This window comes from Methyloglobulus morosus KoM1 (assembly GCF_000496735.2).
In the GTDB taxonomy this organism is placed as follows: Bacteria; Pseudomonadota; Gammaproteobacteria; order Methylococcales; family Methylomonadaceae; genus Methyloglobulus; species Methyloglobulus morosus.
The window spans coordinates 87661-106229 of record NZ_AYLO01000051.1; the positions used below are offsets into that span (position 1 = coordinate 87661).

An 18569-nucleotide genomic window follows, 5' to 3' on the forward strand; every position below is an offset into this window, starting at 1 on the left:
AGCTTATTAACGCTCATGGCTGGAGTTTTTTGACCTATAGCTATGTATTACAAAGATCTGCGATCAAAATTCGGAAACCCAGCTATTTGCTGGGTTTTTTGTTTCCGTGATTTTATTGATTGAATTCGCTTTTGTTGTTCAGTGAAATAAAGAATCCCATAGCTCATCTATTTTTAGCTTGATTGCTTTTGGCATTTCAATCGGTGTTCCCCATTCTCTGCTTGTTTCCCCTGGCCATTTGTTGGTCGCATCAAAGCCTACCTTTGAGCCCAACCCCGATACAGGTGAGGCGAAATCGAGATAATCAATCGGCGTGTTTTCCAGTATGGTTAAGTCTCGAGCTGGATCCATTCGGGTTGTGATAGCCCAAATCACGTCCTCCCAATTACGGACATTGATATCCTCATCGACCACGATGACGAATTTAGTGTACATGAATTGCCGGAGATAAGACCAAGTCCCTAACATGACCCGCTTGGCATGTCCGGCATATTGCTTCTTCATGCTGATGACCGCCATCCGATACGAACAGCCTTCGGGGGGCAGGTAAAAATCGATTATTTCCGGGAATTGCTTTTGCAGGATAGGGATGAAGACTTCGTTTAAAGCGACACCTAAAATGGCCGGTTCATCAGGAGGCCGTCCGGTATACGTGCTGTGATAGATGGGATTGCGGCGTTGAGTAATCTTTTCTATTGTAAATACCGGAAATTCATCGACCTCGTTGTAGTATCCCGTGTGGTCGCCGAAAGGCCCTTCCTTTGCAGTTTCACCCGGATAAATAAAGCCCTCCAGGACAATTTCGGCACTGGCAGGCACTTGCAGGTCGTTAGTCAAGCATTTTGCCACTTCTGTTTTGCTGCCGCGCAACAGCCCGGCAAAAGCATATTCTGACAAGGTGTCCGGCACTGGCGTTACCGCACCGAGGATGGTGGCGGGATCGGCGCCCAACGCCACTGCAACGGGAAAAGGCTGGTCAGGATAAGCCTGTTGCCATTCCTTAAAGTCCAGTGCCCCGCCCCGATGCGCCAGCCAACGCATGATGACCTTGTTTTTTGCGATGACTTGCTGGCGGTAGATCCCTAAGTTTTGCCGTTGCTTATTTGGGCCTTTAGTAATCACTAGGGGCCACGTAATTAAGGGTGCGGCATCCCCTGGCCAGCAGGTTTGTATGGGATAACGGCTTAGGTCGATTTCGTCACCTTCCAGCATGGTTTCCTGGCAAGCGGGGTTGGTCACGACTTTAGGTGTCATGTTGAGGACTTGCTTGAACACTGGAATTTTCTCAAACGCATCTTTCATGCCCTTGGGTGGTTCGGGTTCTTTTAGGTAAGCCAGCAATTCCCCTATTCCGCGCAATTCGCTGATGTCCTTAGCGCCCATGCCCATTGCCACTCGTTTGGTCGTGCCAAACAGGTTACAAAGGATCGGGATGTTCGAATTTTTTGGATTTTCAAATAGCAGGGCCGGGCCGCCCTGTTTAAGGACGCGGTCGCAGATTTCAGTTATTTCAAGGTAGGGATCAACTTCAACGGTGACGCGCTTTAATTCCCCTCGTTTTTCCAGTTGCTCGATAAAATCCCGCAAATCCTTGTATTTCACGCCGCGACACCGATACCGTTGTGCCTGAGCAGTGCGTCGATGGTGGGTTTGCGGCCACGGAATTTGACGTACAATTCCATCGCATCCTGGCTGCCGCCACGTTCCAAGATATTCGACAAGAAGGCATTCCCCGATTCCTGGTCAAAAATGCCTTTTTCCTCAAACAAGGAAAACGCGTCGCTGGATAGGACTTCCGCCCATTTGTAGCTGTAGTAGCCCGCAGCATAACCACCCGCAAAAATATGTGAGAAACTGTGCGGAAAACGGTTGAATTTGGGTGGTTGGACGACGGCAACTTGAGACCTTACCTTTTCTAACGTTTCATATATCCTGCCGCCCAGTGCGGGATCGTAATCCAGGTGAATCTTGAAATCGAACAGGCTGAATTCGAGTTGCCTGACCATTATCATGCCGGCCTGGAAGTTTTTTGCAGCCAGCATTTTGCCGAATAAGCTGTCAGTGAGCGTTTCGCCCGTTTGGTAATGACCGGAAACCAGTTGCAGCGATTCTTTTTCCCAGCACCAATTTTCCATGAACTGGCTGGGCAGTTCCACCGCATCCCATTCCACGCCGTTGATGCCGGATACGCCAAGATAGTCGATTTTTGTCAGCATGTGCTGGAGGCCATGACCGAATTCATGGAATAAGGTGGTGACTTCATCGTGTGTCAAGAGAGCGGGATCATTTCCGGTCGGCGGGGTAAAGTTACAGGTGAGGTAGGCGACGGGTGTTTGCACCGAACCGGCAGATTTTTTTCTGCCCACGCAATCATCCATCCATGCCCCGCCGCGCTTTTTCGGACGAGCGTATAAGTCGAGATAAAATTGGCCGCGCAATTGTTTATCCTTATCATGGATTTGGAAAAAACGTACATCAGGATGCCAACTGTCAAAATCACTCAATTCAGTAATAATCAACCCGTAAAGTTTTTCTACAACGGTAAACAAGCCTGGCAAAACGCGGGTAACGGGAAAATAGGCTTTAACTTCTTCTTGCGACAACTGGTAAAAATGCTGGCGCATTTTCTCGGAATAATAACCCAAATCCCAAGACTGCAAGTCTTTGATGTTATAGTGTTCATCAGCAAACGCCTTTAAATCGTCCAAATCCTTACGGGCTTGGGGTAGGGATTTTTCGGCCAAGTCTTCCAGAAAATGTATGACATCTTGGGGTTTTTCCGCCATTTTGGTGGCAAGGGAAAGTTCGGCATAATTGCTGTAGCCCAGTAATTTTGCCTTTTCGTGGCGTAATGCCAAGATACGTTCCATGAGTTCGGTGTTGTCCCATTGCCCGGCATGGGGGCCTTGGTCAGATGCACGCGTATTATAGGCTTCGTAATGTTCGCGCCTAAGTTCCCGGTTGTCGGCATTCATCATTACGGCATGGTAAGATGGAAATTGCAGGGTAATCATCCAGCCTTCCTGTCCGGCTTGTTCCGCCGTTTGCCTGGCCTGAGCCAAAGCGGAAGCAGGCAATCCTGCCAAGTCTGCTTTATCCGTAATCAATTTGCTCCAGGCATTGGTAGCATCAAGGAGATTTTCCTCATAATTGCTGGCGAGTTGCGATAGTTCCTGGCTGATTTCCTTAAAACGCTGTTTTTTCGCTTTATCCAGGGCAATACCGGACAGCTTGAAATCCCTTAAGGCATTGTTGATGATTTTCTGTTGGGCATCTGTCAACGTAGGATATTCGGGGCCGTCGGCAATAAAGCGGTACGCATTAAATAAGGCTTCATTTTGACCCATTTCGGTTGAATATACGCTCAATTTTGGGAGGCACGCATTGTAGGCGGCCAGCATTTCCTTGGTGTTGACCACCGAATTCAAATGGCTGACTGGTGACCAAGCCCTGTTGAGCCTGTCGTCTGCGCTTTCCAGCGGTTCAATCAGATTTTCCCAAGTATAGTTGTTGCTGGCCTGTAGCCGCTCCTCTACTACTGCACGGGCTTCTGCCAGGAGTCGGTCGATAGCGGGTTCAACATATTCGGGTTTTATTTGGGAAAATAAGGGGAGGGTAGACTCAGCTAATAAAGGGTTATTCATAGTCGGGTTCAGGTAAGGAAGTGGTGTTTGGCAGGCTCAATAATGCGCTAAAAAATCTGTTAAATGTAGTTGGTTAATTAGGATATCAGTAACTTGGCAACCGGCAAGTTACTAAGGTTCATCCAATTCAACAGGGATTTGTTTGGTAAGGTTTAATGTTCATGGCTTCATGATTGTTTCTTTGTTATTCGTCGATTCCAGATAAAGCCCTGTTTGGGAAGCCATATCGTGCCAGCTACGTTGGTTTTTATCAACAAGCACCCATAGAAAGCCCAAACCTAAAACACCCCAAGAAAACAGGGAGACAATAAACCGTACGAAGGCTTGCCGCCATGTGATAGGTTCGTAATTATCGTTTAGAACCCTTATTTTCCATGCCCTTAACCCCAGCGTTTGACCGCCGTGCGTCCAAAACCAGCCATAAAATAGGAAACTGACAAAAACTAAATAAGCTGGATACAGGAATTGCTCTCGGCTGAAAGCGATTCCTGCGTTAAAAGGGAGAATTAACAGCGTTGCGAAAAACAATACCCCTAACAGCAGCAAGGCATCGTAGACAATTATGGCCAAATAGCGAAAAAAACTGGGTTTTGGCTTCAAGCTTTGGGTTTGGCCTTTGGTTTTGCCTTTGCTTTGGGTTTCGTTTCGGTTGCGGATGGCGCAGGTGTGGACACAGCAGCTGTTGCGGCAACTTTGGGTGCTGCGGCGGGTTCGGCTACCGCTTTTGCGGCAGTGGCTACTGGTGCCGGTTTGACTCCCGTTTTGGGCATCAAGTTAAAAATAGCCAGTTTTTGCCCGAAATACATAGACATGGCCACTAAGCCGCCTACCATTAGGAGGGAAAATAAGACCGGTGGCCTGTGCAGCAGCAAAATGGCGAAATCGACAATAAAAATGCTCCCCAGAAAAGGTTGGTCGAGCAAGGCGGCTTGGAATTTTTTTATAGTGTCAATCCAGTTATTCATATTATCGGCCTTGAATTTGATGGTTGATTAGGATGTTTTGTTGTTATTGTAAATCACTTGCGGTGGAAATTTGTTAAAATCCAACTTGATTTTACACTATCCAAGCGAGTTCTGTAAAAGAAAACCCGCCAGCGAATTGGGACTATGCCTTGCAAAATGCTATGATTGGCGCGAATAAAAACAACACCAGGGATAAAAGGTCATTTTAAACTTTATCAAAAAAATTATTGGCGGCACTAAGGCTAACAGTGTGCCGACAAAAGCAAAGATCAGGTTGTACGAACGATCTGAGCATTGTATTTCGCGCAGCCAAATTAGCGACAATGCATTGAAGGTATTGTATAAACTGAAAAAAGAAGGCTATGACGCTTATCTTGTGGGTGGGTGCGTACGCGACCTGTTGTTGGGGCGCGAGCCGAAGGATTTCGATGTGGCCACCAACGCCGACCCAGATGAGGTCAGAAAAATCTTCCGAAATTGCCGTTTGATCGGGCGACGGTTTCGTCTGGCGCACGTCCATTTTGGCAAAGAAGTCATCGAAGTCGCCACTTTTCGCGGTAACGGTGACGTGCAGGACGAAAAACAAATGCTCAATAAGGAAGGGCGGTTGCTTCGGGACAATGTCTACGGCACGATTGAGGAAGATGTCTGGCGCAGGGATTTTACTGTCAATGCGTTGTACTACAACATCAAGGATTATTCCGTCGTCGATTACGTGGGCGGGATGGAAGACCACAAGGCGGGCACGATACGGCTGATCGGTGATCCTGAAACCCGGTTTCGAGAAGATCCTGTACGGATGCTTAGGGCGGTGCGCTTTGCCGTCAAGCTGGGCTTCAATATGCATCCCGATTGTCAAGCCGCGATCCACGCCAATGCCCCTTTGCTCGACAGCATTCCGCCCGCACGCTTGTACGACGAGGTCTTGAAGCTCTTTATGGTCGGCTACGCCGTACAAACCTTTGAAATGCTGAGGCATTATGGCTTATTCCAGGTGTTGTTCCCAGCGACGGAAAGAAGCCTCGCGGTTGAACAGGATGGATTCCCTAAATTGTTTTTAATTAAGGCGTTACAAAATTCAGACAACCGGATTACAGAAGGCAAGACGGTGACGGCTTATTTTTTGTTGTCGGCGTTCTTGTGGGAGCCGGTGCAGACCCTTGTCAGGAACTTACTCTCCCAAGGTGTGCCTGAATTCATGGCCTATCAGGATGCTGCTAACGAAGTCGTTTCCAGGCAACTGAAGCTAACGGCAATGCCGCGGTTTATTACGACCGCCATGCGTGAAGTTTGGAGCTTGCAACCTAAGTTTAATGCCCGCGTGGGTTCAAAACCGAACCGGCTGTTGAGCCATCCCCGTTTTCGGGCAGCTTATGATTTCTTATTGTTACGCGCTGAAACGGGTGGCGCTGATCCTGAATTGGCTGAATGGTGGACAAAATACCAGAATGCCAATGAAAACGAGCAACGAAAGATGACCCAGCCGGGACGGAATAACCAGAAAAAATCAGGATTTAAAAGGAATTTGCGGCGGTCTAGCCAAAACAGGCCAAAGGCAACAGAATCCTAGCGTTTCCGTTCCCGAGATGAATAATCCGAAAGATCCCCAAACGGTTGCGTATATCGGTATGGGCAGCAACCTGGAATCGCCTGTTGCCCAAATTAAATCGGCGCGTTTGGCGATTTCTGCACTGACTCATGTAAAGGAACTCGCATTCTCGAGCCTGTACGTCAGCTCTCCTATGGGTCCGCAAGAGCAACCCGATTATATAAATGCGGTAATGGCCGTGGCAACCTGTTTATCCCCCTTGGATTTATTGCATGCCCTGCAAGCGATTGAGTTGGAACATGGGCGGGTAAGGGGTGTCCAACGCTGGGGAGCGAGGACATTGGATTTGGATTTGCTCCTGTATGGCGACCGGCAAATTGATACAGAGGAATTGGTCGTGCCGCATAAGGGCATAGCCGAACGGGCTTTTGTCCTTTATCCCTTGAGCGAATGTGCGCCGGAATTGAATATCCCGGGTCATGGCGACCTGTCGTATTTACTTCCCCATTGTCCGATTGCAGGCTTACGGCGGTTAAACGAAGATGAATCAGCTAATTGACAAACCCTTGTCGATCAACGATATAACGACTATGAAACGCAAAGGCGAAAAAATATCATGCCTGACCGCTTACGATGCCAGTTTTGCCGCCGTCATTGATAAGGTCGGCATTGATATTTTATTGGTAGGCGATTCTTTGGGCATGGTCGTCCAAGGCTACGGCACCACAATACCCGTCACGATTGAACAGATGGTATACCATACCCAATGCGTCAGCCGGGTGCGGAAAAGGGCTTACATCATCGCCGACATGCCATTTATGACCTATTCCAACCTTGATGATGCCGCCAGGAATGCCGCGCAATTGCTCCAAGCGGGTGGCGCACACATGGTAAAACTGGAAGGCGCCAGGGTTGACTGCGTCCGTTTTCTGGTCGAGCAAGGTATTCCCGTTTGCGGACATTTGGGCTTGTTGCCACAATCCATCCATCAGCTTGGGGCGTACAGCGTCCAGGGAAAAGAGCCGGAAGCTGCCCAAAAACTTCGTGATGATGCCCAGAAATTGCAGGAATTGGGTGCGGGTATGTTGGTTTTGGAATGTGTGCCTGCCGCGCTTGCCAAACAAATCAGCGCTGAGTTGACCATTCCCGTGATCGGTATTGGCGCAGGCATTGGTTGCGATGGTCAAGTGCTGGTCTTGTATGACATGCTCAATATTGGCGTTAATAAGCGACCCCGGTTTTCCAAAAACTTCATGACAGGATTTAAGTGCGTTGAAGAAGCCATTACGGCCTATCATCTCGCCGTCAAGAGTGCTGAATTTCCAGGGTTGGAACACAGTTTTTAGCCGGTCATGCAGGTAACCGATACGATTATTAATGTGCGGAATGCCGTCAAGACATGGCGAATGGCTGGTGCACGTATCGCTTTTGTTCCCACAATGGGCAATTTACACATTGGGCACTTGAAATTGGTCGAAGAAGCCCAAAAATCTGCGGATCGGGTCGCTGTCAGTATTTTTGTCAATCCCACCCAGTTCGGTGTAGGCGAGGATTTTGAGGCTTATCCACGTACAGAAGCTGAAGACAAGCAAAAATTGGATGATGCCGGCGTTGATTTGCTCTTCTTGCCCAGTGTTGGCGAGATGTATGGTAACGATGCAAAAACTGTCGTCAGCGTAAAAAACCTTTCTAATTTGCACTGTGGGGCATCAAGGCCTGGGCATTTTGACGGTGTTGCAACAGTCGTTTGCAAATTTTTAAATATAGTGCAACCTGACATAGGTTTTTTGGGTCAAAAGGATTTTCAACAGTTAGCTGTTATTCGCAAGATGGTTAATGATTTGAACATCCCTGTTGAAATAAGGCCCGTGGAGACCGTCCGGGAAAGTAGCGGATTGGCGCTGAGTTCAAGAAACGGCTATCTAAGCCCAGAAGAATTACGGGTTGCGCCAAAGTTGTATCAGGCCTTGTGCGCCGCCCGTGACGGGATTTTGATGGGCAAAAAGGGTTATTCGGCATTAGAGGACGAAGCCGTGATTTATTTGCAAGAGGCTGGTTTTGTGCCGGATTACTTCAGCGTGTGCCGGGTGGGTGATTTGTTGAAAGCCGATAAGCAAGACACCGATTTGGTTGTGTTGGCAGCGGCGAAGCTGGGGCGGACACGTCTTATTGACAATATCCGTGTTTCTACTGCAAGATAGGTACAATCGTAATGTTCGGGTTGTATAATGTTGATATGAAAATCGATATAAGAGATAATTTGCGGTTCACTTTTGAGGGTTAGATCGTATAGATATGCAAACTACCATGCTGAAAGCAAAGCTGCACAGAGTCACGGTAACCCGTTCTGAACTGGGTTATGAGGGTTCGTGCGCGATTGACGGCTACATTTTGGATTTGGCAGGGATCAAGGAATACGAGCAGATCCAGATTTACAACATCAACAATGGTGAGCGTTTTACCACCTACGCTATTCGCGCCGAAAATGGTTCAGGGACGGTTTCCGTCAATGGTGCCGCCGCCCGTTTGGCTTGTCCCGGCGATTTGGTGATTATCTGCTCTTATGTCATCCTCGACCAAAAAGAATTGGCGACGTATAAACCTGTGCTGATTTACTTCAATGACAAAAACGAGATCATTCGTTCAGCCTCTTCCATCCCTGTCCAAGCGGCCTAAGGTTTCTTTCGCAATAAAGGTCCTTAGCTAAGGATAATGCCGGACAGTGATTTGTCCGGCATGTCGCAACGATCAAGATTACTTGGCGTTTTGCAAAGCCGCAATGCGCTCTTCCAGTGGCGGATGAGTCATAAACAGCTTTTGGATTCCGCCACCGTTAATGCCGAATGCGGCAAATTGTCCTGGCAGTTCTTCCGCTTCATGACCGCGTTGCAAGGCGCGCAGGGCGCTAATCATCTTTTCCCGTCCTGCCAAGTTCGCCCCACCTGCGTCGGCATGGAATTCGCGGTAGCGTGAGAACCAGCAGACCAGCATAGAAGCCAGGAATCCCAAAGCGATTTGGGCAATCATTTGTACAATGTAATAGCCCATGCCAACGCCGCTGCGTTCATTATTGCCTGATAAAGCGCGATCTACGACGTGACCAATAATCGTGGCAAAGAAATATACAAAGGTATTGAGTACGCCCTGCATCAAGGCCATCGTAACCATATCGCCGTTGGCGACGTGGGTTATTTCGTGCCCGACCACGGCTTCCACCTCGTCGGGGGTCATACTTTGCAACAAGCCCGTGCTGACGGCGACGAGTGCGCTATTCCTGTTCATGCCTGTCGCAAAGGCATTGGCGACTGGTGCTTGGAATATTCCCACTTCCGGCATACCGATACCTGCTTTTTGGGCTTGTTTGTTAACGACATCGACCAGCCATTTTTCGGTCTGGTTTTGGGGTTGGGCGATGACTTGTACTCCCATTGAAGCTTTCGCCATCGTTTTCGACATTGCCAGTGAAATGACTGAGCCGGTTATGCCGATGACCGCTGACATCATCAATAACGCCCCTAAGTCAATTCCCGTTCCTTGTGCGTTAAGGTAATTGCCCAAGCCCAGTAGGTTAAATAGGATGCTAATAACGATCATTACAGCGACGTTAGTAGCTAAAAACAATAAAATTCGCATCATGGTGTGGCCTCTTGTGTTGTGATGTAATGCCTTTTATGGGGGCTGAATGGATAAATTCAACGCCTGTTAGAATGATAATATAGGCATAAGTTTAGTTAAGGAGAAATTTCATGACACAAACCAAAACCCTGTTCCTTACGCTGCTTTTATGTAACATAGGTTTAGGCTTTGCACAACCTGAAAGCCATCAAGACTTGTTGAATAAACTACAGGTTCCAGAAGGATTCAAGATTTCTGTCTTTGCCGATAAGCTGCCGAATGCGCGTAGCCTGGCACTAGGTGATAACGGCATTGTGTTTGTTGGCACAGGCGCTGCCGGTAACGTCTATGCTGTTGAAGACGCCAATCACGATGGCATTGCCGATAAAAATACGACCATTGCCAGCGATTTGTACATGCCGAATGGTGTGGCTTATAAGGATGGCACTTTGTATGTGGCTGAAATCAACCGTATCCTCCGGTTTGACGAAATTTCCAAAAACTTGGATCACCCGCCCAACCCTGTTGTTGTTTATGATAAGTTTCCATCCGATAAACACCACGGCTGGAAATACCTGCGCTTTGGGCCGGACGGCAAACTTTACACGGCCATTGGTGCCCCGTGCAATATTTGTCAGCCGGACAAGCCATATGCGTCGCTCGTTAGATTAAAACCGGACGGCACGGGTTTTGAAATCATTGCCACGGGTATCCGAAATACCGTGGGATTTGACTGGCAACCTGAAACAAATGCCCTGTTTTTCAATGAAAATGGTCGGGATTATCTGGGCGATGACTTGCCGCCTGAAGAATTGAACCAATGGTCGAAAGTAGGCGAACATTTCGGTTATCCCTATTGTCATGCTGGCGAACTTCCTGACCCTCAGTTTGGTGCAGGTAAAAACTGTAAAGAATTTGTTGCGCCGGTCTGGAAATATAAAGCCCATGTCGCCCCATTGGGATTACGGTTTTATCGCGGCAAGCAATTTCCAACGGGCTATAAAAACCAATTATTGGTCGCCCAACACGGTTCCTGGAACCGCAGCAAACCGGATGGTTATCGCATTGCGTTGGTCCGCTTCGAGCAAAATAAGCCGGTTTCCGAAGAAGTGCTTATCGACGGGTGGTTAACCCAAGATGGCAATGTATTAGGCCGACCCGTGGATATTCTGGAATTGCCGGAAGGTAGCTTGTTGATTTCCGACGACCAATTAGGGCTTATTTACAAGCTTGAATACAAGGGCAAAAAATGAAAAAAGAATTTGAAATCATTAAAAGGGACGTGATGTATGACGGCTTTTACCAGATGGAAAAATATTACATCAAACACACCTTGTTTGGTGGGGGGTGGAGCGGAGAATTTACCCGTGAGTTATTTCGCCGCACCAATTGTGTCGCCGTCTTGTTGTACGATCCCGTTGCCGATAAGGTCGTGCTGATTGAGCAATTCCGCATCGGAGCCGCCATCACCGTCAACACGGAACGCGCCTGGTTAGTGGAAATTGTCGGCGGCGCGATTGATGAAGGGGAAACCGCCGAAGAAGTAGCCCGCCGTGAATCGCAAGAAGAAGCGGGTTGCGACATTCTGGAGCTGACCTTAATCAACCGCTTCTACACGACCCCCGGCGGCTCATCAGAGCTAATCAGCCTGTTTTACGGCAGGGTAGATAGCACACAGGTTGGCGGTATCCACGGGTTGGACCATGAAGATGAGGACATCCTGGTCTACGCCGTCCCTTTCGACGAGGTGTACCGGATGCTGGAAGTAGGCGAGATTGAATCCGGCATCGCGATTGTTGCTATCCAGTGGTTGGCGTTGCATCGGGAGTCTTTACGGGAAGGGCAATCCTAAGTATTAATTTCTACAGGTAGGGTGGGCAGGCGGTTTTGCCCACCCTTTTCAGACGGTTGCGGTGTTCCGTGCGGTCATCGCAAAGAGTGCCGTTCATTCCGTGGGCACGAACAGCATATGCCCGCCCAGGCTGGCTTTGAATACCAAATTAAGTTAAAGCTTGACCAAGATCAAAACATAAAAATTAGTCGTGGATATATTGGCATTGTCATAATGAACGAGATGGGCAATGAAAATTTTAAGTTTATTTTTAATACCAGTTTTTGCCGTTATTACAACTACTTCTTACGCCAAGAACATCAAATATGTCGACATAAACCAACGGGTTAACCAAAGTCAAATTAAATCGAATAGCGATGAATCCGCAGATCCGAAATATGCCGCATACTTAGTTGACGGGACTACCTCGGCTTCAAAACTTGCCGCACAAAGAAGCCATACGGTTGCGGGAAAGGATGAACGGAATTTTGCCATTTTTTCGGGTATAACGGCTATCTTGATCGTTTACTTTTTCTCGCAATTTGAATTTTTTGATAAATAAGGCATGTCAGGATATTACCATGACCGAAGCACATTCCCCTTAACAGTTGTTCCATTAGTCAAGTAGGGTGCGTTTTACGCACCAAAATCATCGGTGTTATAAAAGGACATCACCGGATAAGATTTGGTGCATGGAATGCCCTAGTGTGCCCGGCATGGGCTAAAACTTGTTATCTGGAAGGAGATAACCGGAAGCAGTGACGACAGCCGTAGCGAAACGTAAGGATCAAGTGCGAAGCCAATGGAATGCCCAAGGAAGCATGCCATTGGTGGAGCGCATCAAGCGCTGGCAAGACTATGTCCGGGGTTGGTGGAACTACTTTAGTATCTGCCAACAAGGGCGGGGCAGATTGAATGCGCTGAAGCTTTTGAAAGCCAAGCCCTATCACCTAAAGCAAGCGAGCGGCTCAGTGGGGACATGGCGTTTAGCGCTTAGCCCTATGCTGCAAGCCGTGCTGGACAACGCACGGCTTCGGCAATGGGGTTTATTTGTACTATCAGATTTTGCGACGATTTGAGTCGATGGGTTCACCGCCGGATGCGGAAAACCGCGTGTCCGGTGATGTGGGAGGGATAACGGGCGCAATCCTGTTATCTCAACCCGATCGACTTGTAACGGAAACTGATTGATTATTTCACCCATGGTTCGACTAGCGCACCATGGGTGGGTTCAACAACTTAAAAATTACCTGACTTTAGTGTCCCCAATGCTTCTGTCACAGCACGAAGATCCTGCATGACCCATGTGGGTTGGTATTCCGAGGCCTTCAGGTCGGCTTCCGTCGAAACCCCGCCCAAGACCATCAGGCTACGGATTCCTGTACGTATTGCGCCTAGAATGTCGGTTTCCAGCTTATCGCCGATAGCGATCGTTTCTGAAAGGTCGGCACCTAACCGGGAGATAGCTTGTTGGTACATGATGGGCTCGGGCTTGCCGATAATCGTTGGGCTTACTCCGGTTGCCGTTTGTAATGCTGCCAGTATTGCGCCATTGCCGTGAATAAGGCCAAGCTCAGTGGGCAGGGTGTTGTCGTCATTGGTGCCGATAAATTGTGCCCCCGCACGAATATTTAGCGTTGCCGTCGCCAGCTTATCCCAGGTTAAGGTGTGGTCTTTTCCGCAAACGACAACGTCGGCGCCTTTGCTGGTGGGGCCGTTAATTTCGTAAAGCCCCGTCAAGGTAAAGCCTTGTTCTTGCAGGGCTTGTATTGCGCCGTCTTCGCCGACCACAAAAACACGGGTTTGGGCGGGATCCATGTTCTCAGTCAAGTACATGGCCGTCGCCAACGCTGAAGTCATAATTTCTTTGGGTTCTATAACAACACCCATTTCCGCGAGTTTGCTTACGTATTGCTGCGGGGTATGGCTGGCATTATTGGTCGCCAGGATAAAAGGGAGGTTCTTGTCACGGAGAATTTGAAAGAAATCGGTCAATCCAGGGACCGCTTGATTGCCATGCCACAACACGCCATCCATATCGATGATGAGGGCGCGGATATCGGTGAACGGATTCATAGTCATATTTTCTGAAAAATATGCTTATTGTCGAAGTAAACGCGCTTTAGTTCAAGGGAATATAAGCAACTGGTTCAAACAAGGTTTAAAGCCAAGTGCAAATACGGTTAGTGAGTCGACCTTTTTAACCTCAATAATAGGGGTATAGTGATTTTTTTATAAAAATACTATCCAACGACAACACATCTGTAACAAATAATAAATTCATTATTTCTTATTCTTGTCATTTAAGGCAGAATAGCGCCCGAGTATACCGCCAGAAATTCTCCCCGCTTATTTCCTGCCTACTACTTTAATAACCCGTAGCCGTTTTTCGGTGTTTTCATCCTTGCCAAAGGGATTGTTTTTGTTGTCATTTATAACCGATCTGCGGATTTTGCCATCCTCTGTTCGATACAGGCTATCATCGACTATAGGAAAGCACTGCGCATGTTCCACAACTTACTTTGCTTTCTTATGTCAATGAAATCTGCCGATACAATGTCCACAAGCAGTGAAAGCTTCGCCTCAAGCCGGAAGGACTTGATCCAAGCACTGTCCTACTATGCACAACCGGATTGCCGGAAGGCCTTGATCCAAGTGACCAATACCTTTATCCCTTATATAAGCCTTTGGGCGGTAATGATTTATATGGTTGTGCAGGGTGCTTCCGTCTGGATAACCTTATTGTTGTCGGTTATAGCCGCCGCTTTTTTAGTTCGCTTATTCATACTGTTCCACGACTGTTGTCATGGCGCATTTTTCCCTTGGCGAACGGGTAATCGATTGTTCGGTTATGTCGCCGGAATTTTGACATTCACGGCTTTCGAAGATTGGCAACGTTCTCATGTTATACACCATGCCAACTCTGGCGATTTGGACAACCGTGGCGAAGGCGATGTTTGGACACTAACGGTAGCTGAATACTTGGCCGCCTCCAGGCCAAAGCGATTCGCTTATCGTGTTTTCCGCAATCCTTTGATCTTGTTTAGTATTACGCCTTTAATCTTATTTTTGATAGTACACCGCTTTCCTAGCCCTGGCGCTAAAAAACGCGAGCATTTCAGCGTCATGTTTACCAATGTCGCCATTGCGGCACTTGTTCTGGTGATGAGCTTGACTCTCGGTTTTTACAATTACCTGTTGATCCAATTTCCGATTATCCTGATTGCGGCCAGCGTCGGCATGTGGATGTTTTATGTGCAACATCAGTATGAGGATGTGTATTGGGCACGCAATGACAGTTGGGACTTGACGCGTTCCGGCTTGGAAGGCAGTTCATATTATAAATTGCCGGTGGTTATGCAATGGATAGTCGGCAACATCGGGTTGCACCATATCCACCATGTCCGGGCCAATATACCCAACTACAACCTGCAGCGGTGTTACAACGAAGTGCCCGCTTTGCAAGCAGTGACGCCATTGACCTTACGCAAAAGTGTCCAATCACTGTGGTTGAACCTCTGGGATGAAGAAAAGCAAAAGTTGGTGAGTTTTAATTCGATTAAAAAATTGCCACGTAGGAAGCGACACCCGGGATACTCGACTGATTAGGTTTTCCTTGCTAGGCTTTTTTACGGGCGACGATGACACCATCCCGAGTTGGGTTGATGTAAGCATCAAAATCGGGATCGGCGAAGATTCGTTCGTTGTGTTCTTTTATGGCTTCGGTCCAGCCGGGTACAATGTCAACGAATTCGGTGAGTGCTACGCGACCATGCCATAACACATTGTCAGCTATGTACAATCCCCCAGGGCGGATGCGGGTTTTGGCCATTTGCCAGATTTCAGGGTAATCACCCTTATCGGCATCGTTATAGCAGATATCGAACAATCCTTCGGTTTGTGCAAAGAGTATTTGGGCTATACCCGTATGGAAATCGATGGTATTCCATAACTCGGTTGCCCCTAAGAATTGTTCGGCTTTCTGTTTGTTCAACGGATCGCCGTCCGTACAAACCACTTGCCCCTCTTGCCCAACTGCTTTGGCAAACCAGTAGGCAGAGTATCCATAACCACTGCCAAATTCAAATACCCGCTTGGCACCAATGGATTTTGCCTGCGTTTCCAGAAAAACGCCCACCAGGCGGTCAACGATAGGAAAGTTGGATTCCCTTGCCAATTTTTCCATTGCAAGTAATACGGGATGGTCCGTTTTATGTAACAGGCCACGCATATAAATCTCAATCGCCGGATTGACAGGAGTCAATAACCCAGAGTCCATTAGCTTAGGTGAGTGTTTTTCATCAGCCATGTCATATTCCAATAGTTGGGCAGATGCTTAGCTATTCAGCCAGCAAAGATTGTTATAATAAAGGTTCGTTGGTTTTTACCCGTTTCCTTTGTCCAATTTTAACGCTAAACATGGAGTGCGTGCTTGACTGAAATACAGGATATAACGAGCCCTATGACACCGGCGGAACGTCGGGCGACTTGGTCTTTAGCCAGTATCTATGCTTTACGTATGCTGGGACTGTTTTTGATTATGCCTGTCATGTCGCTGTTTGCCGAGCAGATGGAGGGCTCTACTCCTTCGCTAATAGGGCTGGCTATCGGAATTTATGGTATGAGCCAGGCGGTGCTGCAAATCCCTTTTGGTTTGGTGTCCGACCGAGTGGGCCGAAAAAAAATTATCGTTTTTGGGTTGCTGCTGTTTTGTTTGGGCAGCGTCATCGCGGCATTTTCCACCAGCATCTATGGTGTTATCGTTGGACGTGCTGTGCAAGGTTCTGGTGCGATTGCAGGCCCGACAATGGCGTTGTTGGCCGACCTAACCCAGGAAGTCCATCGGACTAAAGCGATGGCCTTAATCGGCGCAAGTATTGGCATTTCATTTGGTGTGGCGATTGCGGCAGGGCCTGTTATTGCTGGGTTTGTTGGTATTCATGGCCTTTTTTGGTTGATAGCCGTGCTGTCTTTGCTGGCGATTTTGGTTATTATTTTTTTAGTGCCGCAACCGCAACAGTTGAAGAAGCACCGCGATGCCGAACTCGTGTCGAGCTCGTTTTTTCAAGTGCTGAAAGAGCCGGAACTGCTGAGATTAAATTACGGCATTTTTGTCTTGCATGCCATATTGACGGCGAGCTTTGTTGTGTTGCCTTTACTGATGCGCGATGCAGGCTTGTTGCCGAGCGATCATTGGAAAGTCTACTTACCCGTATTTGTCGCTTCATTTGCGGTCATTATTCCGTTTGTGATCCTGGCGGAAAAGAAACGCAAAATGAAACCGGTGTTTTTATTTGCGATTTTGATTTTGGTGCTGGCCGATTTAGGTTTAATGCAATTCAACACGACGTTGTTTGGCATTGTAGGATTCTTAACCTTGTTTTTTAGCGGCTTTAATTTACTGGAAGCCACCTTGCCGTCATTGATTTCCAAAACCGCGCCCGGCGATATGCGCGGGACGGCGATGGGTATTTATTCGACCTGCCAGTTTTTAGGCGCAGGGATAGGCGGCAGCCTGGGAGGCTGGTGTTATGGGCAATATGGCGCGCCGGCCGTATTCTTACTTTGCGCGTTAGTCGCACTTAGCTGGTTGTTGTTGTCATTTAGCATGAAGCCGCCGCGTTATTGGGCAAATTTGTTGATTTCTTTGCAGTCAGTCACTGAACAGAGAGCGGATGAATTTACCTTAGAAATGCTTAAACTTAAGGGTGTTGAGGATATTACCTTACATTACGACGAAGGCGTTGCCTATCTAAAAGTTGATAATCAACAGTTGGATCGGCAAGAATTACAGTTGTTGATTACAAAATATACCCAGGTTTGAACAGGATATTGGGGCTTCCCCTAATAAAATCTGCATAATCGTAAATAGTTGAAGGAGGAGAGGACATGTTAAACAAAGTGACATTGATAGGAAATTTGGGTGCCGACCCTGAAATACGTTTTATGCCCAGCGGCGGTTCAGTCGCCAATATCCGGCTAGCGACGACACGACGTTGGAAAGACAAACAAACGGGGGAACGTAAGGAAGCGACCGAATGGCATCGGGTGATTTTTTTCAACCGTCTGGCGGAAATCGCTGGGGAATATTTGAAGAAAGGTAGCCAGATCTATGTGGAAGGCCGTCTACAAACCCGCAAATGGCAAGGCCAGGATGGACAAGACCATTACACGACAGAAATCCTTGGCGAAGAAATGCACATGCTCGGCAGCCGTAGCGGCGGCACTGGGCATTTTGGCGCGGAACAACCCAGCGCCAGTTACGGGGCATCAATGCCTGGAAACAAGCAAGCGTCGGCGGCTCAGAATAGTCCAGCAAGCACCATGCCGTCGCCCCCACCGCCAGATTACGATGATTTTGACGACGACATACCGTTCTAACAGGGATTTAGTGTCTAATTAAGTAAAAAATGCGATTAAGCCTCTATTATTAGGGGCTTTTTTCTTTGTATTTTGAAATTTATTGGTTATGTAGCAAATGAGGCGTGTTGCAAAATTACAAGTCTAAACTAACGGCCCAACACCTTAGTCAAAAAATCATTCTCAGCCATTAGCTGGCCTATCTTGGCATGGCGGCTGTCTGCAATATTAGCCATGGTTTCATCATAATATTCACTGTCATTATCAAATAGCTTGTTTACATTATTTAGCATTTGCTGCTTCCATAGGCTCACCTGATTGGGGTGTATGGCAAATTCCATAGCCAGTTCAGCATGTGATTTTTCGCCTTTTATGGCGGCTAATGCAACTTGGGCTTTAAAATTGGCGGAATAGGCTCTCCGTTCTTCATGGCCGTTAAACTCGGTTGGAAACATTCTTCTCTCAGTATTCATGATGTGTCCTTAAATAATTCCATTAATTAAAATGTTCGATCTTGCCCCATAAAAATTTAAAGGTATCCGGTTAAATTTCTTGGTGACATTATCTGGGCTTTTTAAACTCAATGCTATTAGCATAAATACCTA

19 protein-coding genes and 1 pseudogene are annotated in these 18569 nt (G+C 47.6%); 12 read left to right on the forward strand and 8 right to left on the reverse strand.

What is annotated here, in order from left to right; translation table 11 throughout:
- Positions 1-138 precede the first annotated feature (138 nt).
- From ubiD to MGMO_RS20960, 4 genes are all read right to left on the reverse strand, one after another.
- Positions 139-1602 (reverse strand): 4-hydroxy-3-polyprenylbenzoate decarboxylase, encoded by a 1464-nt coding sequence (gene ubiD / locus MGMO_RS07410; RefSeq protein WP_023494424.1) that lies wholly within the window; start codon positions 1600-1602, stop codon positions 139-141.
- Positions 1599-3644: an oligopeptidase A gene (prlC, locus tag MGMO_RS07415; RefSeq protein WP_023494425.1), complete on the reverse strand. Its 2046-nt coding sequence runs from the start codon at positions 3642-3644 to the stop codon at positions 1599-1601. The genes ubiD and prlC overlap by 4 nt, the downstream gene beginning before the upstream one ends.
- Before the next feature lie 159 nt (positions 3645-3803).
- Positions 3804-4244: an RDD family protein gene (locus tag MGMO_RS07420; protein ID WP_023494426.1), complete on the reverse strand. Its 441-nt coding sequence runs from the start codon at positions 4242-4244 to the stop codon at positions 3804-3806.
- Complete coding sequence (locus tag MGMO_RS20960; protein WP_023494427.1) at positions 4241-4609, reverse strand: hypothetical protein; 369 nt, start codon at positions 4607-4609, stop codon at positions 4241-4243. The genes MGMO_RS07420 and MGMO_RS20960 overlap by 4 nt, the downstream gene beginning before the upstream one ends.
- A 250-nt stretch (positions 4610-4859) precedes the next feature.
- Here MGMO_RS20960 and pcnB point away from each other — a divergent pair, with 250 nt between their 5' ends.
- The 5 genes from pcnB (at position 4860) to panD (ending at position 8834) form a co-directional block, all read left to right on the forward strand.
- A complete protein-coding gene (gene pcnB, locus MGMO_RS07430) occupies positions 4860-6179 on the forward strand; it encodes a polynucleotide adenylyltransferase PcnB (RefSeq protein WP_023494428.1) in 1320 nt (439 codons plus the stop codon).
- A 16-nt stretch (positions 6180-6195) separates the two neighbouring features.
- Positions 6196-6717, forward strand: a complete 522-nt coding sequence (gene folK / locus MGMO_RS07435; protein WP_023494429.1) for a 2-amino-4-hydroxy-6-hydroxymethyldihydropteridine diphosphokinase — start codon at positions 6196-6198, stop codon at positions 6715-6717.
- Positions 6701-7504: a 3-methyl-2-oxobutanoate hydroxymethyltransferase gene (gene panB, locus MGMO_RS07440; RefSeq protein WP_023494430.1), complete on the forward strand. Its 804-nt coding sequence runs from the start codon at positions 6701-6703 to the stop codon at positions 7502-7504. Before folK ends, panB begins: the two co-directional genes overlap by 17 nt.
- Before the next feature lie 6 nt (positions 7505-7510).
- Positions 7511-8359 carry a pantoate--beta-alanine ligase gene (gene panC, locus MGMO_RS07445; protein ID WP_023494431.1) on the forward strand — a complete coding sequence of 283 codons (849 nt, stop codon included), beginning with the start codon at positions 7511-7513 and terminating at the stop codon, positions 8357-8359.
- A 94-nt stretch (positions 8360-8453) separates the two neighbouring features.
- Entirely contained in the window at positions 8454-8834 is a 381-nt protein-coding gene (gene panD / locus MGMO_RS07450) for an aspartate 1-decarboxylase (protein WP_023494432.1), read from the forward strand.
- A 78-nt stretch (positions 8835-8912) separates the two neighbouring features.
- On the opposite strand, the gene htpX is transcribed toward panD, so the two are convergent.
- Entirely contained in the window at positions 8913-9794 is an 882-nt protein-coding gene (gene htpX, locus MGMO_RS07455; protein WP_023494433.1) for a protease HtpX, read from the reverse strand.
- A gap of 110 nt (positions 9795-9904) precedes the next feature.
- Here htpX and MGMO_RS07460 point away from each other — a divergent pair, with 110 nt between their 5' ends.
- The 4 genes from MGMO_RS07460 (at position 9905) to MGMO_RS07475 (ending at position 12683) form a co-directional block, all read left to right on the forward strand.
- Complete coding sequence (locus MGMO_RS07460; RefSeq protein WP_023494434.1) at positions 9905-11026, forward strand: PQQ-dependent sugar dehydrogenase; 1122 nt, start codon at positions 9905-9907, stop codon at positions 11024-11026.
- Complete coding sequence (locus tag MGMO_RS07465; RefSeq protein ID WP_023494435.1) at positions 11023-11625, forward strand: NUDIX domain-containing protein; 603 nt, start codon at positions 11023-11025, stop codon at positions 11623-11625. The genes MGMO_RS07460 and MGMO_RS07465 overlap by 4 nt, the downstream gene beginning before the upstream one ends.
- A gap of 229 nt (positions 11626-11854) precedes the next feature.
- The gene (locus MGMO_RS07470) at positions 11855-12166 is read left to right on the forward strand and encodes a hypothetical protein (protein ID WP_023494436.1); all 312 of its coding nucleotides are present in this window, start codon (positions 11855-11857) and stop codon (positions 12164-12166) included.
- A 196-nt stretch (positions 12167-12362) separates the two neighbouring features.
- The gene (locus tag MGMO_RS07475; protein ID WP_023494437.1) at positions 12363-12683 is read left to right on the forward strand and encodes a group II intron maturase-specific domain-containing protein; all 321 of its coding nucleotides are present in this window, start codon (positions 12363-12365) and stop codon (positions 12681-12683) included.
- A gap of 160 nt (positions 12684-12843) precedes the next feature.
- Here MGMO_RS07475 and MGMO_RS07480 read toward each other — a convergent pair whose 3' ends face one another.
- On the reverse strand, positions 12844-13680 hold the full coding sequence (locus tag MGMO_RS07480) for an HAD-IIA family hydrolase (RefSeq protein WP_023494438.1): 837 nt from the start codon (positions 13678-13680) through the stop codon (positions 12844-12846).
- Positions 13681-14160: 480 nt separating this feature from the next.
- Here MGMO_RS07480 and MGMO_RS07485 point away from each other — a divergent pair, with 480 nt between their 5' ends.
- Positions 14161-15213 (forward strand): fatty acid desaturase, encoded by a 1053-nt coding sequence (locus tag MGMO_RS07485; protein ID WP_235557245.1) that lies wholly within the window; start codon positions 14161-14163, stop codon positions 15211-15213.
- A gap of 10 nt (positions 15214-15223) precedes the next feature.
- Here MGMO_RS07485 and MGMO_RS07490 read toward each other — a convergent pair whose 3' ends face one another.
- Positions 15224-15913 carry an O-methyltransferase gene (locus MGMO_RS07490; RefSeq protein ID WP_023494440.1) on the reverse strand — a complete coding sequence of 230 codons (690 nt, stop codon included), beginning with the start codon at positions 15911-15913 and terminating at the stop codon, positions 15224-15226.
- A gap of 153 nt (positions 15914-16066) precedes the next feature.
- Here MGMO_RS07490 and MGMO_RS07495 point away from each other — a divergent pair, with 153 nt between their 5' ends.
- Positions 16067-17428 carry an MFS transporter gene (locus MGMO_RS07495; protein ID WP_036307250.1) on the forward strand — a complete coding sequence of 454 codons (1362 nt, stop codon included), beginning with the start codon at positions 16067-16069 and terminating at the stop codon, positions 17426-17428.
- Between the two features lie 65 nt (positions 17429-17493).
- Complete coding sequence (gene ssb / locus MGMO_RS07500; RefSeq protein WP_023494442.1) at positions 17494-17985, forward strand: single-stranded DNA-binding protein; 492 nt, start codon at positions 17494-17496, stop codon at positions 17983-17985.
- A 271-nt stretch (positions 17986-18256) separates the two neighbouring features.
- Here ssb and MGMO_RS21080 read toward each other — a convergent pair.
- A pseudogene (locus MGMO_RS21080) lies at positions 18257-18419 on the reverse strand (transposase); the annotation flags it as partial.
- Positions 18420-18569: the final 150 nt, after the last annotated feature.